We start from the raw sequence: 15,204 nt of genomic DNA on the forward strand, positions 1-15,204 counted from the left end.
GACTGGGGTCTGCCTTTGGCAAGCCACATCACAGTGCTGTCTATCACGACACAAGATTGCTCCGGACCGTGATCGAGAACCACAAGCCTGATATGATGCAGTCCTTTTTAGGTGTCTAATCACCCGTTTTCACAAGCTTCAGACAACATCGCGTAGGTGCGATCTATGACGTGTCGCACCTCAGGGAGAAACCTGTCGTCTTGGTGGGACACAAGCCACTGATCATGTTCTAGATCAACAATCAGAGGTGACACCGGCTTTAACTTTCGCTGCGCATTTCCGATGAATGTTGGCAGAACAGCCCGAGCTATTCCTGCATTTGCAAGATCAAGGGCGTTTTGCGGCGCAGTTACTTCAATGGCCTCGTCTCCTTGCGAATTCTCCCTCAGCCAATTTGCGGAAGGTGTATTGGACAAGACCCTAGCCCAGGTCGAAACACTCTCATCTACGGCGTAGACGGCAAACCGGACTCGCCCGATTTTGCGGCCAGCCAAGCCAATCTCTTCAGGCCGGTGGTTTCGAATTCCAATCGCCGCCTCCCGGTGCCCGATCTTCAGCACCTCTTCCGAGGAAATGAACCGCAACCGCACCGGTATTGATCCGTAGAGCTTTCCAACAGCACCTACCAATAACCTGGTAACCCAAGTTCCAGCCGAAATCTTCACCAAAGGTGGTGCAGTTGCGAGGCTGGTTTCGGTGATAGGCAAAACACGCGCTTCGATGCCTGCCGCCTTTTCCAGCAATGCTTGCCCATCCACAGTCAGGTCATAGCCTCGCGGCTTGCGCCGAAACAATTCGATCCCAAGATTGCGCTCAAGCTCGATCATACGTCGGCCCAGCGTTGGTGCACTCTTGCCGGTCTGTGCTGCCGCTGGCCCAAGTCCACCTGCTCTGGCGACCGCAAGAAAAAGCCGCAGGTTATCCCAGTCAAAGTCACGTTCATTCATGAAACAATGCTTACATTCTGTACTGTTGATGAAAAGATAGAGATCACATTTTTTCAAAGGGTCACATAGGAGACCCACAGATGAATTTTCTCGAAACCGAAATCTCCCCACTTGGCATGGGATGCTGGCCAATCGGCGGCAAGATGTATTGGGGCGAACAATCCCTGGGTTACACCCGTTCAGACGACGATGTTTCCATTCGGACGATCCACGCTGCCTTAGATGGTGGGGTCACCCTGTTCGACACGGCAGCTGCGTATGGTGCAGGACATTCAGAGCGGTTGCTGGGTAAAGCGTTGAAACATCGACCCGATGCCTTGGTTGTTACAAAAATCGGAGTTGGCATTGATGAGACGAGCAAACAGATTTCATTCGAACCCTTCTCCCCTGATCAAGTTTCTCCAGCCGTTGACGGGTGTCTGTCGCGTTTGAACCGTGATCGGATCGATCTGATGCTGCTGCACGTGAACGATATGTCGATAGGCAAGGCCGAAGCCGTATTCGATGAACTGGATCGGTTGAAAAGCGCCGGAAAACTACGCGCCTACGGCTGGAGCACCGACTATTCTCAAAGCGCACGAGCCGTTGCAGCGAGAAACAACTTCAAGGCAGTTGAATATGTCATGAACGTGTTCTTTGATGCGCCCCGCATGCAGAACGTAGTGCAAGAAGAAAGGCTATTGTCTCTTATTCGCTCACCACTCGCGATGGGTTTGCTTTCAGGGAAATACGATCAGAACACTACCATGGCATCGGACGACGTACGTGCATCCGGCGAAAACTGGATGGAATACTTCAAGGATGGTAAGGCAAACCCTGACTTCATGCGAAAACTAGATGCAGTTCGCGACTTACTGACCTCAAATGGCAGAACACTTGTGCAAGGGGCTCTCGGGTGGATATGGGGCCAATCTGAAACCTATGTTCCGATTCCGGGTGCACGGACAGAAGAGCAAATCGAGGGTATTGCAGGAGCACTAAACTTCGGTGCTTTGCCGGTCGAAACAATGGTTGAAATAGACACCCTGGTCACGCGCATCCCCGACGAACCAGACCGCCCGAGATAACCTAAAGTACGGCACAAAAAACCCGCACCGAGTGCTTTCGAGGTGGTTTGTTGATCGCCGTAAAAGCGCGGCAATCTGCCTTGAAAGCGGCGTGCGCAGAAACGTGATATGTCTGAGTTTTTGTGCGTTGCGAGAGTTTAAATCTACCAGATCCTGCATATTAGCCGAACGACAACTTTTTGTTGCGTTCGTCCAAGGATTAGCTTTGTTCAGGCGTCTTTCATCTGGATCAACTGGATCAAGTTACCGCAAGTGTCATCAAAAACAGCCATATGAACAGCGCCCGCATCCATTGGCTCAGTTGTGAACTCCACGCCTCGATCAGTCAGCTTCTTCCACTCGGCATCGAGGTCTTGCACCTGAAATGAGTGAGCGGCGATGCCATCGGAGACAATCGCTTCTTTGTAGGGCCCAACGGCAGGATGGTCGCTTGGCTCAAGTAGCAACTCTATTCCATCTGGGTCTTCTTCTGAAACAACTGTCAACCAGCGGTTGGTGCCCAAAGGAATGTTGTGCTTCACCTTGAAGCCGAGGACTTCGGTGTAGAATTTCTCGGCCTTGTCTTGATCGTCAACAAAGACGCTTGTGACATAGATTTTCATGTCTTGGTTCCCTTCGGTTTGTATTTCGTGAGCCATGATGCCGCCGCTATGTCGTCTTCGCTGACGCTCAGAGAATGCGCCTTTGTTCGCCCCTTCCACTCGATCTCAATCAATCCCGCTTTCTCTAAGACGGCGAGATGCTGGGAGACCGTTTGTCGGGACAACGCAATCCCATCCTCTGCAACCGAGGCCGCGCACACCTCGAACAACGATTGAGCTGGCCTTTTGCTCAAATGGTCGATGATGCGACGACGGGTGCTGTCCGAAAGAGCCTTGAAAATCAAGTCGAGCTGGTCATCTGTCATGCGCCCTATATGCAGTATAATCACTGCATGTCAAGTGCAGTAAATTTACTGCATAACTGCGGGCGTTGAAATGCGAACGTCATTGACTAGCAAAAGAAAGGCTCCAGAGTCCGTAGAGCAAACATCAGTTGCTCCTTAGTTCCTTAACTCTTCTGTGCACCTCGACTGAGGTTAAACAAACCCAAATCAACCTAAGCACTGAGTGGATCGATTGATCCTCATTTCCGCATCGACAGACCATTGTGAAACAGATGCACTTTGCCCGGGTCCGCATTCAATTTGACAGCTTTCCCACGTCGGTTTCTTTCAACGCCAGGAAACTTGGCGACGATATTATCAGCCCCCGGCCTGCTGGCAAAATACAGCAAGGTTACTTCACCCAGAGCTTCGACAAAATCGACAGTGCCATCCAGAAACCCAGCGGCGGCGTCGGCAACAAAATCCTCTGGCCGTACGCCGACATTGACCTGCAAACCCATTTCTTCGGGCTCAGTTGGAATGGATGAAACGGCTGTTCCACCCGCATCAAGTGTGACTTCAGTCAGATCTCCGGTTTTGGAAATTTTGCCAGACAGCAGATTCATAGCGGGCGATCCGATGAATTGCGCCACAAACTCGTTATCCGGCGTTTCGTACAGCTCCAGTGGCGTACCAACCTGCGCGATGCCTTTGTTGGCGAGAACGACGATCCGGCTGGCCAGCGTCATCGCCTCGACCTGATCGTGGGTCACGTAGATCATTGTGCTTTCGGGCATCGCCTCTTTCAGGCGCGCAATCTCGATCCGGGTTGCAACGCGCAGCGCAGCATCGAGGTTCGAGAGGGGTTCGTCGAACAAATAGACCTTGGGGTCTCGCACGATGGCGCGCCCGATAGCGACACGCTGGCGTTGCCCTCCGGACAGGGCCTTGGGCAGACGATCCAAGAGCGGATCCAGTTGAAGGGTCTGGGCTGCGCGTTCAACTGCGGCATCGATCTCGGCGGCAGGCATCTTGGCGATCTTCAGCGCAAATGCCATGTTCTCGCGCACGGTCAAATGTGGATAAAGCGCATAGGACTGAAACACCATGGCAATGCCCCTTTGGGCGGGCGGCACATCATTCATTACCTGCCCTTCGATCTCCAAGGTGCCGCCGGTGATCTTTTCCAGCCCGGCAATCATTCGCAACAAGGTTGATTTTCCACAACCCGATGGACCGACAAAGACGATCAACTCGCCCTTTTCGATGTCCAGATCGATATGCTTCAGAACATCGATCGGACCATAGGATTTCGCCACATCCGTAAGTTTGAGTTCTGACATGGTTTACCCCTTGTCCTTAGCCATCAGACAAAACTGTGCGGGGTGCAGCGTAACGCTTCCCGCACCGTCGCTACCGCCGAGCTCCTGCCCGATGACCCTCCAATCGCCCAAGGGCAAGTCGACCCGCTGAGCTTCCGTTCCAAGGTTGAAAGCACAAAACACCGCTTCAGACGCATCCTCACGCTGGAATGTCAGCACAGGTCCAATCTGTTTCATGTTGGACTGCGCACCCGAAGTTAACGCCGGGTGGGCGTGGCGCAGCGCGATTGCGCGACGATAATGGTGCAGCATCGATTGGTCGTTCGCCTCGAGCCGATCTACGGCTCTTTCCGTTTGGGCCGTACTGACCGGCAACCAAGGCTCACCGGTGCTAAAACCTGAATGTTCGTCCTGCGTCGCCCAAACCATAGGCGTGCGACATCCGTCGCGACCCTTGAACTCGGGCCAGAACTCGATACCGTAGGGGTCTTGCAGTTTCTCGAACGGAACATCTGCCTCGTGCAGGCCCAGTTCCTCTCCTTGATACAGACAGGCAGAGCCACGCAGACACATCATCAGAACCGCATGCTGGCGAATGGCCGCATCGTTTAGGTCCCAGCGCGAGGCATGACGTTCAACATCGTGGTTCGAAAACGCCCAGCATGGCCATGCATCGCCTGCCTTTTCCTCGAGCTGATCAAAGACCTGCTTTGCATAAGGTGCAGTCAACGCACGCTTTTCCAGAAACTCGAAGGCATAGCACATATGCATCCTTTGATCGCCCGAAGTGTACTGACCCATAATCTCCAGCCCGCGCTGTGCATCACCGACTTCACCCAAACAGGCACGGCCTTCATATTCGTCGGTCAGTGCGCGCAACCTTTCAAGGAAGGCGATGTTCTCGGGCTGACTTTTGGAATAGTGGTGGTCCTGGTGGTTATATGGGTTCACCGTAGGCGCAATTGATGCGTTGCGTTCTTCGGCCGGGAGGGCCGGATTGTCCCGCAGATATTTGTCATGGAAATAGAAATTGATCGTGTCCAGGCGGAAACCATCCACGCCCATCTCCAGCCAGAACCGAGCCACGTCCAGCAGTGCGTCTTGCACTTCGGTACAGTGAAAGTTCAGGTCAGGCTGCGAACTCAGAAAATTGTGCAGATAATATTGAAGGCGACGAGGCTCCCACTGCCACGCTGAACCGCCAAAGATAGACAACCAGTTGTTGGGCGGTGTGCCGTCCGGTTTAGGGTCGGCCCAGACATACCAGTCGGATTTCGGGTTGTCTCGGTTGGCGTGGCTCTCACCGAACCAGGGGTGCTGATCCGACGTGTGTGACAGCACCAAATCGATCATCACTTTCAGACCCTTGGCATGGGCCTGATCGAGTAACACGCGAAAATCTTCCAACGAGCCGAACATAGGATCCACGTCGCGGTAGTCGCTGACGTCGTAGCCGAAATCCTTCATCGGAGATTTAAAAAAGGGCGAAATCCAGATCGCGTCGACACCCAGATCAGCGATGTAATCCAGACGTTGTGTGATCCCTTTCAGATCACCGATCCCATCACCATTGCTGTCCTGAAAGCTGCGCGGATAGATCTGATAGATCACGCCACCGCGCCACCACTCTGACTTTGCTTTGGTTGATTTGGAAAGTTCTACAGTGTTCTGCACGTTCATCAGACGCCTCTATTTGACGGATCCGGCCAGCAGGCCACGGACCAGGTATTTTTGCATTGCGAAGAAAACAATCAGTGGAACGATGATCGAAACAAACGCAGCGGTGGCGAGGATTTCCCAGTTGCCCCCTCTTGTACCCAGCAGTTCAACAATTCGATTGGTCATGACGGTGGTTTGACCTGATGCATCAATCAGGAAGACTTTGGCCACCAGAAGGTCGTTCCAGGTCCACAGGAACTGCAGGATCGCGAATGACGCCAGCGCCGGGAAGCTGAGTGGAAGGATCAGTTTCGTGAATATCTGGAACTCAGATGCCCCGTCGACCCGCGCGTTTTCGATCAAATCGCGTGGCAGTCCGGCCATGTAGCTGCGAAGAAGGTAGATGGCCAGCGGCATTCCAAAGCCAGTATGAGCCATCCAGACACCCAGATACCCTTTGCCGATCCCAATATTAAGATGGAATTTCAACAAGGGGATCAGTGCGAGCTGAAGCGGAACAACCAAAAGCCCGACAATTGCTGCAATCAGCAACGCGCGGCCCGGAAACTCCATCCACGCCAACGCATAAGCCGCGAATGCCGCAACCAAAATGGGGATGATCGTAGCAGGAATAGTCACGGTCAGAGTATTAAAGAACGCCCGACCCATACTGTCAGTGCTATCCTCGGCCAAGAGAACCTTGTGGTAATTGTCCAGCGTGAACTCGGGTGGAAGTTCAGCACTTACAAAAACACGCGGACCGCGGCTGCCAGTAAACTCCTCAGCATTTTGCGCTTTGTAGTTCCCGTTTGCATCGACCGTGATAGTCCCGCCACGACGCAATTCCGCTGTCTGACCGGGTTCAAACGCATCCACCGCGCGGGAGCTGACGCCCCACTTTGAGATCGTAGCCTTCTGCCCTTCGTCGAACAGGTTCCCTTCAATCACATACATCCCGTTTTCCAGAATCTGCGTATCGGGCGCGGCCGTGCGCAGCGTCAGGTTTTGCTCGGACGGGAACAGGGATTTCCACCAGCCACTCGTCGCGATCTGGTCAGCCGTGCGAAAGGATGAGATCAACAATCCCAGTGTCGGTATTACCCAAAGCACCACGAGAAAGAGGACTGAGGCCTGGACGATCCATCTGAGGGCGGGTTTGGTTCCTGCAATATCGCTCATCCCCTACTCCATTTCCCGGCGTGCGTTGCGGATGTTCCAGACCAGGATCGGCGTCACCAGCAACATGATCACCATGGCCGATGCCGAACCCACGCCCCAATCATTGGCGCGGAACATCTTGTCGTACATGTAGTTGGCCAGAACCTGTGTCTCCCACTGGCCATTGGTCATCGCGAAAACGATGTCGAATACCTTCAGGACCAGAATGGTGATGGTTGTCCAAACAACCAGAATTGTGTTCCAGATTTGAGGCACCTTGATTTTAAAGAATATCTGGAAGGGATTGGCCCCATCCAAAACCGCCGCCTCAACGGTTTCTTCGGGGATGCCGCGCAAAGCAGCGGATAGGATCACCATGGCAAAGCCTGTCTGAATCCAGATCAGAATCCCCATGAGGAAGAAATTGTTCCAGAACGGAATGGTTAGCCAGGTTTGTGGCTCGGCCCCGCCAAAGAACAGATAAAGCGCATTCAGAATCCCGATCTGGTCTTGCTCGGCCGGACGCGCATCGTAGATCAGTTTCCAGATGACCGAAGCCCCGACGAAAGAGATCGCCATCGGCATAAAAATCAGAGCTTTTGCAATGTTACCCCAGCGGATCCGATCAGTTAACTGAGCTGCCAACAGGCCAAATGCGGTCGACATCGCAGGGACCACGATCAACCAGAACATATTGTTGCGCATGGCTTCCCAGAATTTCGGTTCTGCCACCATCTGGACGTAGTTATCGAGACCAACCCACTTATACCCGCCTCCGGCCACGCGATCCGTGAGCGACAGGCGCAACGTCTCAACCACCGGATAGGCCAGATACAGGCCAATCGCCACAAGCGCCGGAAGCAAAAACAGCCAGGGACGGATCATGTTCGCGCGGTTGATGTTGCGGCCAGCATTCGGCCCGCGCGCAGGGAACAGAACCTTGTCCAGAAACTGGTTGGACAGAAAGAAATAGCCCACACAGCCCGACACGCCTATGGCGATGGTCAGCAGGCCCTGAATTGCCGGATGCATCACGCTCTCCGTTGCGAAGGGGAAAAGGGGCGGCCTGACGCGCAGACCGCCCGGGTTTTAACGCGCTTAATCCAGCGCATCCCAGGAAGATTGGATCTCGTCAGCGACTTCCTGAGCGGGCTTTCCACCAGCATAGTCAACCATACCGGTCCAAAATGTGCCGGCCCCTACGCCGCCCGGCATCAAGTCCGAACCATCAAACCGGAAGGTGGTCGCACCCAGAAGAATGTCGTTCATCTTCTTGAGCGTCGGATCCGAGAATACGGAGGTATCAACGCCTTTGTGCGGTGTCAGGAAGCCGGTCAGGGCCATCCATGTCTCATGTGCTTCAGGAGTCTGCAGATAGGCGATCAGATCATGTGCAGCCGGGCTGTCATTGGTGATTGCCCATAGAGTGCCGGCACCAAGTACCGGGCTACCCAGATCCTTGCTTTCATATGCGGGGAAGTAGAAGAAATCAGCATCTTCACCGACAACCGTGCCTTCAGGAAAGAATGCCGGGATGAACGACGCCTGACGGTGCATGTAACACTGTGGTGGCGAACTGAACATGCCTTTTGGGCTGTCACGGAAATCGGTCGTTGCGACCGTACCTGCCCCACCCGCAACATAGTCATCATTGCGTGCAAACGCGCCGAATTCTTCGATGGCAGCGACCACTTTCGGGTCATTAAACTTCATTTCATTGGATACCCAGGCGTCATAGTCCTCGGGCGACTGAGTGCGCAGCATCATGTCTTCGACCCAATCGGTCGCTGGCCAACCGGTCGCACCACCTGAACCCAGGCCGATGCACCACGGCGTCTCTCCGTCTGCGACGATCTGATCGGTCAAAGCTTTCAGTTCTTCCATCGTGGTAGGAACTTCGTAACCGGCATCCTCGAAATTTTCAGGCACGTACCAAACAAGGGATTTCACATCTACCTTGTAAAAAAGCCCATAAAGGTGATCCTGCCCTTCAGACCCCGGAAAGGTGCCCAGATCGACCCAGGATTGTCCGGCTGCGTAATTGTCACGAACCCAATCAGCGGTGCCATCACTCAACGGTGTCAGAAAACCCGACTTGGCCATATCTGCCGCCAGACCAGGCTGGGGGAAAACGGCTATGTTCGGCGCCGAGCCTGCCTCTGCATCAATCCTGATCTGCTGCTCGAAACTATCTGAACCAACATACGCGTACTCGTGGCCTGTCGCGGCTGCAAAGCCATCCAGAACCGCTTCGACGTTTTCCTGGTCCGGGCCCAGCCATGGCCCGAACACGGTAACCTTATCAGCCTGAGCCGTTCCCGCCATCAGGGCGAATGTGGCCACACCTGCATAAAGCGCGTGTTTCATGAAATCTCCTCCCAGTAATATCTGCGCATTGCAAGCTTTTCAAAGCGCTTTGGATGTTGCACTTTATCTGCTGGCAATCAGATTCTGTCAACATATCGTTTTCTGGCCTTCAATTATTGCCGATTTTGACCTCTTTACCAAAACGGGTTGACGGAATCCAAAAATCACAACAAAACAAGTAGGCATCCATTTGAAGGCGCTTTGAACGCAATGAACCTGAAGCAGCTCTCTGAGATTCTCGGTCTTTCGCAGACAACGGTCAGTCGCGCGCTAAACGGCTATCCAGAGGTGAATGAGGCGACTCGGGTGCGCGTACAGGCCGCTGCAGACCAGCATGGCTATCGGCCAAACAGCCGCGCCAAAGGTCTGGCGACTGGCAAGTCTATGGTGATCGGGCACGTCATCCCCAGTTCGTCCCAGCACGAGATGGTGAACCCGATCTTCGGCGACTTTGTTGCCGGCGCTGCAAGAACATACTCTGCAAACGGCTACGACATGATGTTCACCACCGCGGACGACACTTCGATCGAAGGGGCCTATCGCAGCTTGTTTCAGCGCGGGGCCGTGGATGGCGTCGTTTTGCAAGGCCCCAAGGTCAACGAGCGTCGTATCGATCTGCTAAACCGGATGGCGGTACCATTTATCGTACACGGTCGTTCGACCGGGATAGATGCAGAGTATGACTGGATCGATGTGAACAACAAAAGCTCCTTTCGACGCGCAACACAGTTCCTGATCGATTTGGGTCACCGCCGAATTGCTCTGATCAATGGGCTCGAGGATATGGATTTCGCACAACGCCGTCGCGCCGGGTATCTGCAAGCGCTGGAACAAGCAGGCTTGGTCCCGGACCCACAATTAATGCGCAGCGCCGAGATGACCGAGGTCTACGGCCATCATGAAACCCGCGACATGCTGCAACTGGACGATCCGCCAACCGCCATTTTGGCGTCCTCGATGATTTCGGCGATTGGTGTGAGGCGAGCGTTGGACGAGGCGGGGTTGCGAATTGGCCGAGATGTCTCGGTCATCGCGCATGACGATGACCTCTCTTATCTCAAAAACGGACAGGATGTGCCCATTTTTACGGCAACACGGTCCTCAGTGCGGCATGCAGGGGAGCTGGCCGCCGAGATGTTGATCGAGAGGATCAAATCGCCTGACGATCCGGTCAAAACCAGATTGCTTGAGGCGGAATTGGTTGTTGGCAAATCAACCGGCCCAGCACCCAACAGGATCTGACAATGAAACATACGCGTAGCGATTTTCCCAATGACTTTCTGTTCGGAGTCGCCACTTCTGCTTACCAGATCGAAGGTCACGCCCAAGGCGGTGCCGGTTCAACACACTGGGATACGTTTGCAGCGACACCAGGAAATGTGGTGCGGGGAGAAAACGGCGATCTGGCCTGTGATCACCTGAACCGGTTTGAACAGGATCTCGATCTTGTGCGCGACGCGGGATTCGATTGCTATCGCTTCTCAACCAGCTGGGCGCGCGTGATGCCCGAGGGGTGTGGACCCGTTAATCAGGCGGGATTGGATTTTTATGATCGCCTGACCGACGCGTTGTTGGAGCGTGGCATCCGCCCGTGCGCGACATTGTATCACTGGGAACTGCCGTCGCCCCTGGCCGACTTGGGCGGTTGGCACAACCGGGATATCGCCAGTTGGTTTTCCGATTTCACCGAAGTCATCATGGGACGGATTGGCGACCGCATGTACAGCGTCGCCCCCATCAATGAACCGTGGTGTGTCAGTTGGTTAAGCCATTTCGAAGGGCACCACGCCCCCGGACTGCGCGACATTCGAGCCACGGCGCGCGCTATGCATCACGTTCTGCTGGCCCATGGCCAGGCCATTCAGACGATGCGCGGGTTGGGCATGTCCAATCTGGGCGGTGTATTCAACCTGGAATGGGCGGAACCCGCCGATGACAGCATTGAGGCCCAACAGGCCGCCGCTGTGTATGACGGAATATACAACCGGTTCTTTCTGGGCGGCGTGTTCAACAAAGCCTATCCCGAGAATGTATTGGATGGGCTGGAGCCCCACCTGCCGTCGGGTTGGCAAGATGATTTCGAAACCATCGGAGCGCCCGTCGACTGGTGTGGACTGAACTACTACACCCGCAAACTGATCGCGCCCGCAGAAACCGCCTGGCCAAGTCTCGCCGAAGTTCCGGGCCCTCTTCCGAAGACCCAAATGGGATGGGAAATCGAGCCCGCCGCCCTGAGCAGGTTCCTGATCCGAGCAGCGCGTGAATACACCGGCGACCTGCCGATCTACGTGACCGAAAACGGTATGGCCAGCCCCGAGCGTCAACAAGACGATGACCGTATCGACTATCTGGATCAGCACTTGTCGGCAGTCCAGGTCGCCTTGGGTGAAGGGGTTCCGGTTAAGGGGTACTTTGTCTGGTCCCTATTGGACAATTACGAATGGGCCTTGGGGTATGAAAAACGTTTCGGCCTGGTTGATGTGGATTTCAATTCAATGAAGCGCACCCCGAAAGCGTCTTACTTCGCCTTGAAGGACATGCTGACTGCTCACAACATAGACACCAATTGATCGTTACAAAGGGTAAACCTCGCGTGTTGGGTCAGCCATCTACCAGTTCGCAGTCGGTGACACAGAACACCAATCGTTGCCTCTGGTTCAGTGCGAGACGAGACCACTAAGCCGATCTCTGCTGTGTTTTCTCCTTCCTGCCTGTCGAGGAACTCATTCAAACATCCGGTTAGTGCCACATAGTTGCCATTCGTTGCGAACCCAAAACTGCCTGGATTCAACGGCTCTCCTACTGCACATATTAGCCACGGGCACATTTTGAACGAGAGCTACTCTTCGCTTGAAGGCCTTCAACTAATTGCGTGCCCGGCGACCACTAATAAACTTGCTTGGGGGATTGATTTGATGTTCCCCAGTTGGATGCCACCCATGCTGATCTGAAAGCGCGAAAGACGCGCGCTCTCAGTCATCAGAAAATCCGATTATTGCAGCCTGTCAGCAATCGCAGCAATGCCAGCTTCGGCACAAATGTCGTCAAACTCTTTGCCAGTCTGGTCTTCGCCCGGGGATCCAGCGATACCGATACCCCCAATAACTTCACCCTCGTAAACGATTGGTATGCCGCCCGATAAGGTGATCAGACCGATTTCGTTGAAGACCGCTCCAAGCGTTGGTTCATGTTCATTCTCGGCCTCGATGACAGCCGTTGCCTCCCGACGCGATGCTGCCGTAATGGCCTTGCGACTGCTGGTGTGGATGGTGTGCGGAAACGCGCCTTCGCGCATCAACTGGACACGAGGCAACGCACGCTGATCGACCACTGTGACGGTCGTGGCAAAACCCAGATCCGAGCAAGCCTCCTGAGCGGCAGAGGCCGCTGTAAGGGCCCAATCGAGCGGGATACTCCGCTCCACATAGGGTTCGGCATTAGTGTTGTCGGTCAGCGTATTCGTCGTGATTGGGTCATCGGAGGGATCATCATCAATCCATTGGTTCAATATCTGACCGGTTTCGATGTCGACTTTGAACTCCACTTCTTGCCCGGCGTCGTTCACGATTTCGATGTCGATCACGGGACGACCTTCGTACTGGTCCTGCTCGGCCTCGGCAACTGTGCCGGGTTGGGCTTCAAGCGCGATTGCAATCGCTTCATCAATGGACAAGGCTGTATTTTCAGCACTTAGTGCAACGGCTGGAATCGTAAGAACACTAAGCGATGTTGTGACTGCGATGATCTGAAGGAATTTCATTGTATGCTCCTTTTGTGAGGCACTGCCTCATGCTTTGATGCAGGGAAACCTAGCCGACGGCGGTCACGTCGCGCTTTCAGAGGACTTACAGTTTTGTCAGTGATCGCGGCCCGGCTGGTTCTTTCTCTCAAGTCGAAACAACGCGATTGCCGACAGTTTTGCCTCGAAGGGCCGGTCGCGATACGCGACCTGCGATGAGACGACGAAAACGCAAACATGGGCGGGCAAAAAGATCGGCGACAAGCATACCGACGATGGCACCAGCGATGGTGGCTGATATCGTATGGGCATCGAGCATGTAGCGCGCAAACATCGTAAGCAGAAGGATCGGCCAGACGACAATGCCGAACCAATTCCAGTATCGCCTGACAGCTATGTAAGCGCCGGCACTGGCGAGGGCGGAATGGCCCGAAGGCAGATTGTGATCGCCCCCGTTTGGCCTTTGGCCCAGGCGGGTGCCAAACACTTCGACGTCATTGAGAAGCCTTTTTGGTCCGTGTGTCGCAGCTGTTCCTGCGACAACCACAGTCGCAATTTGCCAAAGACCCTTGATGTCTCGCAATACGATTGCCGTGCCAATCGGAATGAGCGTATTCAAGTGCCGCCCATAATCTTCAACGCCCGTGACCAGAGCATTGTCATGGCCATTCCGGGAAACTGCATAATGACCCTCCATATCGCTGGGATAAAGAGTTGCACCAACAAGTGAGATAAGGGCGGCCATCCATAACAGATGCCGCAGACGGCGTTTCTTTGAGGGTGACATTCTGAACTCTCCTGCCTGTTTTGGCAGAGGTGTCACCGATCAAACTGTCCTGTGATTTACTCGGAACTTACAATGTTGCTTGAGCTGGAAAACGGATCGTGACTGTCAGACCGTGACCCTTTGGTCCGTCCGACAACGACAGTTCCGCCTCATGCAGCTCCGCAATGGCTTGAACAAGGGACAAGCCCAGACCGAGCCCTTGGCCCTGACGGTCCGCTTTCAATTGATAGAGCGGTTGGAGAACGCGTTCACGTTCTGCAAAGGGAATTCCGGGCCCTTCGTCGCTAACCGAGAGCAGGATTTGATGGCACCGCAAGGTGATCTTCTGACCCGCCGGTCCATATCGGAGCGCGTTTTGGATCAGATTGGCCAAAAGCTGCATCAATAGATCCGGATTACCATGCACCTGCGCAGGTGCCGCTTTTTCGACCACGAGTTCATGGCCTGCTTCCTCAACAACAGGGTTGAACGTCTCCAGCACCCGATCAATCAGCTCATCCAAAGAGACCGGTTTAAAATCTGCGCGCCCTGCTCCACTTTCGATGCGGGATAATCGAAGCAAAGCCTCAAACGTCCCCGTAATCTGGTCAATCTGATCCAATGCTTCCCCAAGATCGCGTTCTGTGACGGAGCGGCCATTCTCGACCAGTTTGCTCAAAGAGGTCTCGATCTCTGCGCGCAGTCTTGCCAACGGCGTACGCAGGTCATGCGCAATGTTTGAGGACTGCACGCGCATGTCCGCCATTGCCTGCTCAAGCCGTGCAGTCGTCGAGTTGATGCGACCAGCCACAAGACTAAGGTCATCGTTCCCCTCCAGAACAATGCGTTTGTCCAACTGCCCACGGGCAACATCCGCCAAACTTCCAGTGATGATATTCAATCGCTTTTGCGCCCGCAGAGCCATCCACACGGCTGCAAAGCCAGCGGCAAGAAGACTGCCCAAAAGGCTAATCTGCATCCCTGCCGCCAGAATATGACGAAGTTCTTCTTGCCGCTCCGTGTTTTCACCCAACAAGATCACACCTTGACGGGTTTGGCGCTGAAGATAGCGCGTTTCGGCACCCTGCTCCGGATCAGTCCAGAAGCCAAGGCGTCCAGTATCCTCTATCAACCGAGCGCTTTCGCCATTATCAGGAGCGGGTAAGGCTTCGCCCGCCGCCAGGGCCTGGACCGCAATCTTCATCCGATCGCTTAACCTTGCGTCCACCGTCCGCCTCATTTCGCGTTGAACCAGCCAGTAGGTTCCCCCCCACGCAGCGATTGAGATCATCGAAAAAAGTGTCAGCAACACCA

14 protein-coding genes are annotated in these 15,204 nt (G+C 54.4%); 3 read left to right on the forward strand and 11 right to left on the reverse strand.

The window, feature by feature from the left end:
- Nucleotides 1-119: 119 nt before the first annotated feature.
- Nucleotides 120-947: a LysR family transcriptional regulator gene (locus E1297_RS43100; RefSeq protein WP_155149345.1), complete on the reverse strand. Its 828-nt coding sequence runs from the start codon at nucleotides 945-947 to the stop codon at nucleotides 120-122.
- Nucleotides 948-1,027: 80 nt separating this feature from the next.
- On the opposite strand from E1297_RS43100, the gene E1297_RS43105 reads away from it, so the two are divergent.
- The gene (locus tag E1297_RS43105; RefSeq protein ID WP_155149348.1) at nucleotides 1,028-2,014 is read left to right on the forward strand and encodes an aldo/keto reductase; all 987 of its coding nucleotides are present in this window, start codon (nucleotides 1,028-1,030) and stop codon (nucleotides 2,012-2,014) included.
- Nucleotides 2,015-2,223: 209 nt separating this feature from the next.
- Here E1297_RS43105 and E1297_RS43110 read toward each other — a convergent pair whose 3' ends face one another.
- The 7 genes from E1297_RS43110 to E1297_RS43140 form a co-directional block, all read right to left on the reverse strand.
- Complete coding sequence (locus E1297_RS43110; protein ID WP_155149350.1) at nucleotides 2,224-2,616, reverse strand: VOC family protein; 393 nt, start codon at nucleotides 2,614-2,616, stop codon at nucleotides 2,224-2,226.
- Nucleotides 2,613-2,921 (reverse strand): helix-turn-helix transcriptional regulator, encoded by a 309-nt coding sequence (locus E1297_RS43115; RefSeq protein ID WP_155149352.1) that lies wholly within the window; start codon nucleotides 2,919-2,921, stop codon nucleotides 2,613-2,615. Before E1297_RS43115 ends, E1297_RS43110 begins: the two co-directional genes overlap by 4 nt.
- Nucleotides 2,922-3,139: 218 nt before the next feature.
- Nucleotides 3,140-4,222 (reverse strand): ABC transporter ATP-binding protein, encoded by a 1,083-nt coding sequence (locus E1297_RS43120; protein ID WP_155149353.1) that lies wholly within the window; start codon nucleotides 4,220-4,222, stop codon nucleotides 3,140-3,142.
- Between the two features lie 3 nt (nucleotides 4,223-4,225).
- On the reverse strand, nucleotides 4,226-5,881 hold the full coding sequence (locus E1297_RS43125; RefSeq protein ID WP_155149355.1) for an alpha-amylase family glycosyl hydrolase: 1,656 nt from the start codon (nucleotides 5,879-5,881) through the stop codon (nucleotides 4,226-4,228).
- 9 nt (nucleotides 5,882-5,890) lie between these two features.
- Complete coding sequence (locus tag E1297_RS43130) at nucleotides 5,891-7,039, reverse strand: carbohydrate ABC transporter permease (RefSeq protein WP_155149358.1); 1,149 nt, start codon at nucleotides 7,037-7,039, stop codon at nucleotides 5,891-5,893.
- Nucleotides 7,040-7,042: 3 nt separating this feature from the next.
- The gene (locus E1297_RS43135; RefSeq protein ID WP_155149360.1) at nucleotides 7,043-8,050 is read right to left on the reverse strand and encodes a carbohydrate ABC transporter permease; all 1,008 of its coding nucleotides are present in this window, start codon (nucleotides 8,048-8,050) and stop codon (nucleotides 7,043-7,045) included.
- A 66-nt stretch (nucleotides 8,051-8,116) separates the two neighbouring features.
- Nucleotides 8,117-9,385: an ABC transporter substrate-binding protein gene (locus E1297_RS43140; protein ID WP_155149362.1), complete on the reverse strand. Its 1,269-nt coding sequence runs from the start codon at nucleotides 9,383-9,385 to the stop codon at nucleotides 8,117-8,119.
- 210 nt (nucleotides 9,386-9,595) lie between these two features.
- Here E1297_RS43140 and E1297_RS43145 point away from each other — a divergent pair, with 210 nt between their 5' ends.
- Together E1297_RS43145 and E1297_RS43150 are read left to right on the forward strand one after the other, a co-directional pair.
- A complete protein-coding gene (locus E1297_RS43145; RefSeq protein WP_155149364.1) occupies nucleotides 9,596-10,627 on the forward strand; it encodes a LacI family DNA-binding transcriptional regulator in 1,032 nt (343 codons plus the stop codon).
- A 2-nt stretch (nucleotides 10,628-10,629) separates the two neighbouring features.
- Nucleotides 10,630-11,955, forward strand: coding sequence for a GH1 family beta-glucosidase (locus tag E1297_RS43150; protein ID WP_155149366.1), 1,326 nt, complete (start codon nucleotides 10,630-10,632; stop codon nucleotides 11,953-11,955).
- 422 nt (nucleotides 11,956-12,377) lie between these two features.
- On the opposite strand, the gene E1297_RS43155 is transcribed toward E1297_RS43150, so the two are convergent.
- From E1297_RS43155 to E1297_RS43165, 3 genes are all read right to left on the reverse strand, one after another.
- A complete protein-coding gene (locus tag E1297_RS43155) occupies nucleotides 12,378-13,145 on the reverse strand; it encodes a heme-binding protein (RefSeq protein ID WP_155149368.1) in 768 nt (255 codons plus the stop codon).
- 127 nt (nucleotides 13,146-13,272) lie between these two features.
- On the reverse strand, nucleotides 13,273-13,911 hold the full coding sequence (locus E1297_RS43160) for a phosphatase PAP2 family protein (protein WP_155149370.1): 639 nt from the start codon (nucleotides 13,909-13,911) through the stop codon (nucleotides 13,273-13,275).
- Between the two features lie 67 nt (nucleotides 13,912-13,978).
- Nucleotides 13,979-15,202, reverse strand: a complete 1,224-nt coding sequence (locus tag E1297_RS43165) for a HAMP domain-containing sensor histidine kinase (RefSeq protein WP_196223554.1) — start codon at nucleotides 15,200-15,202, stop codon at nucleotides 13,979-13,981.
- Nucleotides 15,203-15,204 lie beyond the last annotated feature (2 nt).

The sequence above is a fragment of the Roseibium sp. RKSG952 genome (genome assembly GCF_009711355.1).

What these genes read in the sequence shown, in the direction of transcription:
- E1297_RS43155 (WP_155149368.1), bottom strand. Translation starts at nt 13,145, where the DNA reads ATGAAATTCCTTCAGATCATCGCAGTCACAACATCGCTTAGTGTTCTT.
- E1297_RS43105 (WP_155149348.1), top strand. Translation starts at nt 1,028, where the DNA reads ATGAATTTTCTCGAAACCGAAATCTCCCCACTTGGCATGGGATGCTGG.
- E1297_RS43140 (WP_155149362.1), bottom strand. Translation starts at nt 9,385, where the DNA reads ATGAAACACGCGCTTTATGCAGGTGTGGCCACATTCGCCCTGATGGCG.
- E1297_RS43125 (WP_155149355.1), bottom strand. Translation starts at nt 5,881, where the DNA reads ATGAACGTGCAGAACACTGTAGAACTTTCCAAATCAACCAAAGCAAAG.
- E1297_RS43150 (WP_155149366.1), top strand. Translation starts at nt 10,630, where the DNA reads ATGAAACATACGCGTAGCGATTTTCCCAATGACTTTCTGTTCGGAGTC.
- E1297_RS43115 (WP_155149352.1), bottom strand. Translation starts at nt 2,921, where the DNA reads ATGACAGATGACCAGCTCGACTTGATTTTCAAGGCTCTTTCGGACAGC.
- E1297_RS43135 (WP_155149360.1), bottom strand. Translation starts at nt 8,050, where the DNA reads ATGCATCCGGCAATTCAGGGCCTGCTGACCATCGCCATAGGCGTGTCG.
- E1297_RS43145 (WP_155149364.1), top strand. Translation starts at nt 9,596, where the DNA reads ATGAACCTGAAGCAGCTCTCTGAGATTCTCGGTCTTTCGCAGACAACG.
- E1297_RS43160 (WP_155149370.1), bottom strand. Translation starts at nt 13,911, where the DNA reads ATGTCACCCTCAAAGAAACGCCGTCTGCGGCATCTGTTATGGATGGCC.
- E1297_RS43100 (WP_155149345.1), bottom strand. Translation starts at nt 947, where the DNA reads ATGAATGAACGTGACTTTGACTGGGATAACCTGCGGCTTTTTCTTGCG.
- E1297_RS43120 (WP_155149353.1), bottom strand. Translation starts at nt 4,222, where the DNA reads ATGTCAGAACTCAAACTTACGGATGTGGCGAAATCCTATGGTCCGATC.
- E1297_RS43130 (WP_155149358.1), bottom strand. Translation starts at nt 7,039, where the DNA reads ATGAGCGATATTGCAGGAACCAAACCCGCCCTCAGATGGATCGTCCAG.
- E1297_RS43110 (WP_155149350.1), bottom strand. Translation starts at nt 2,616, where the DNA reads ATGAAAATCTATGTCACAAGCGTCTTTGTTGACGATCAAGACAAGGCC.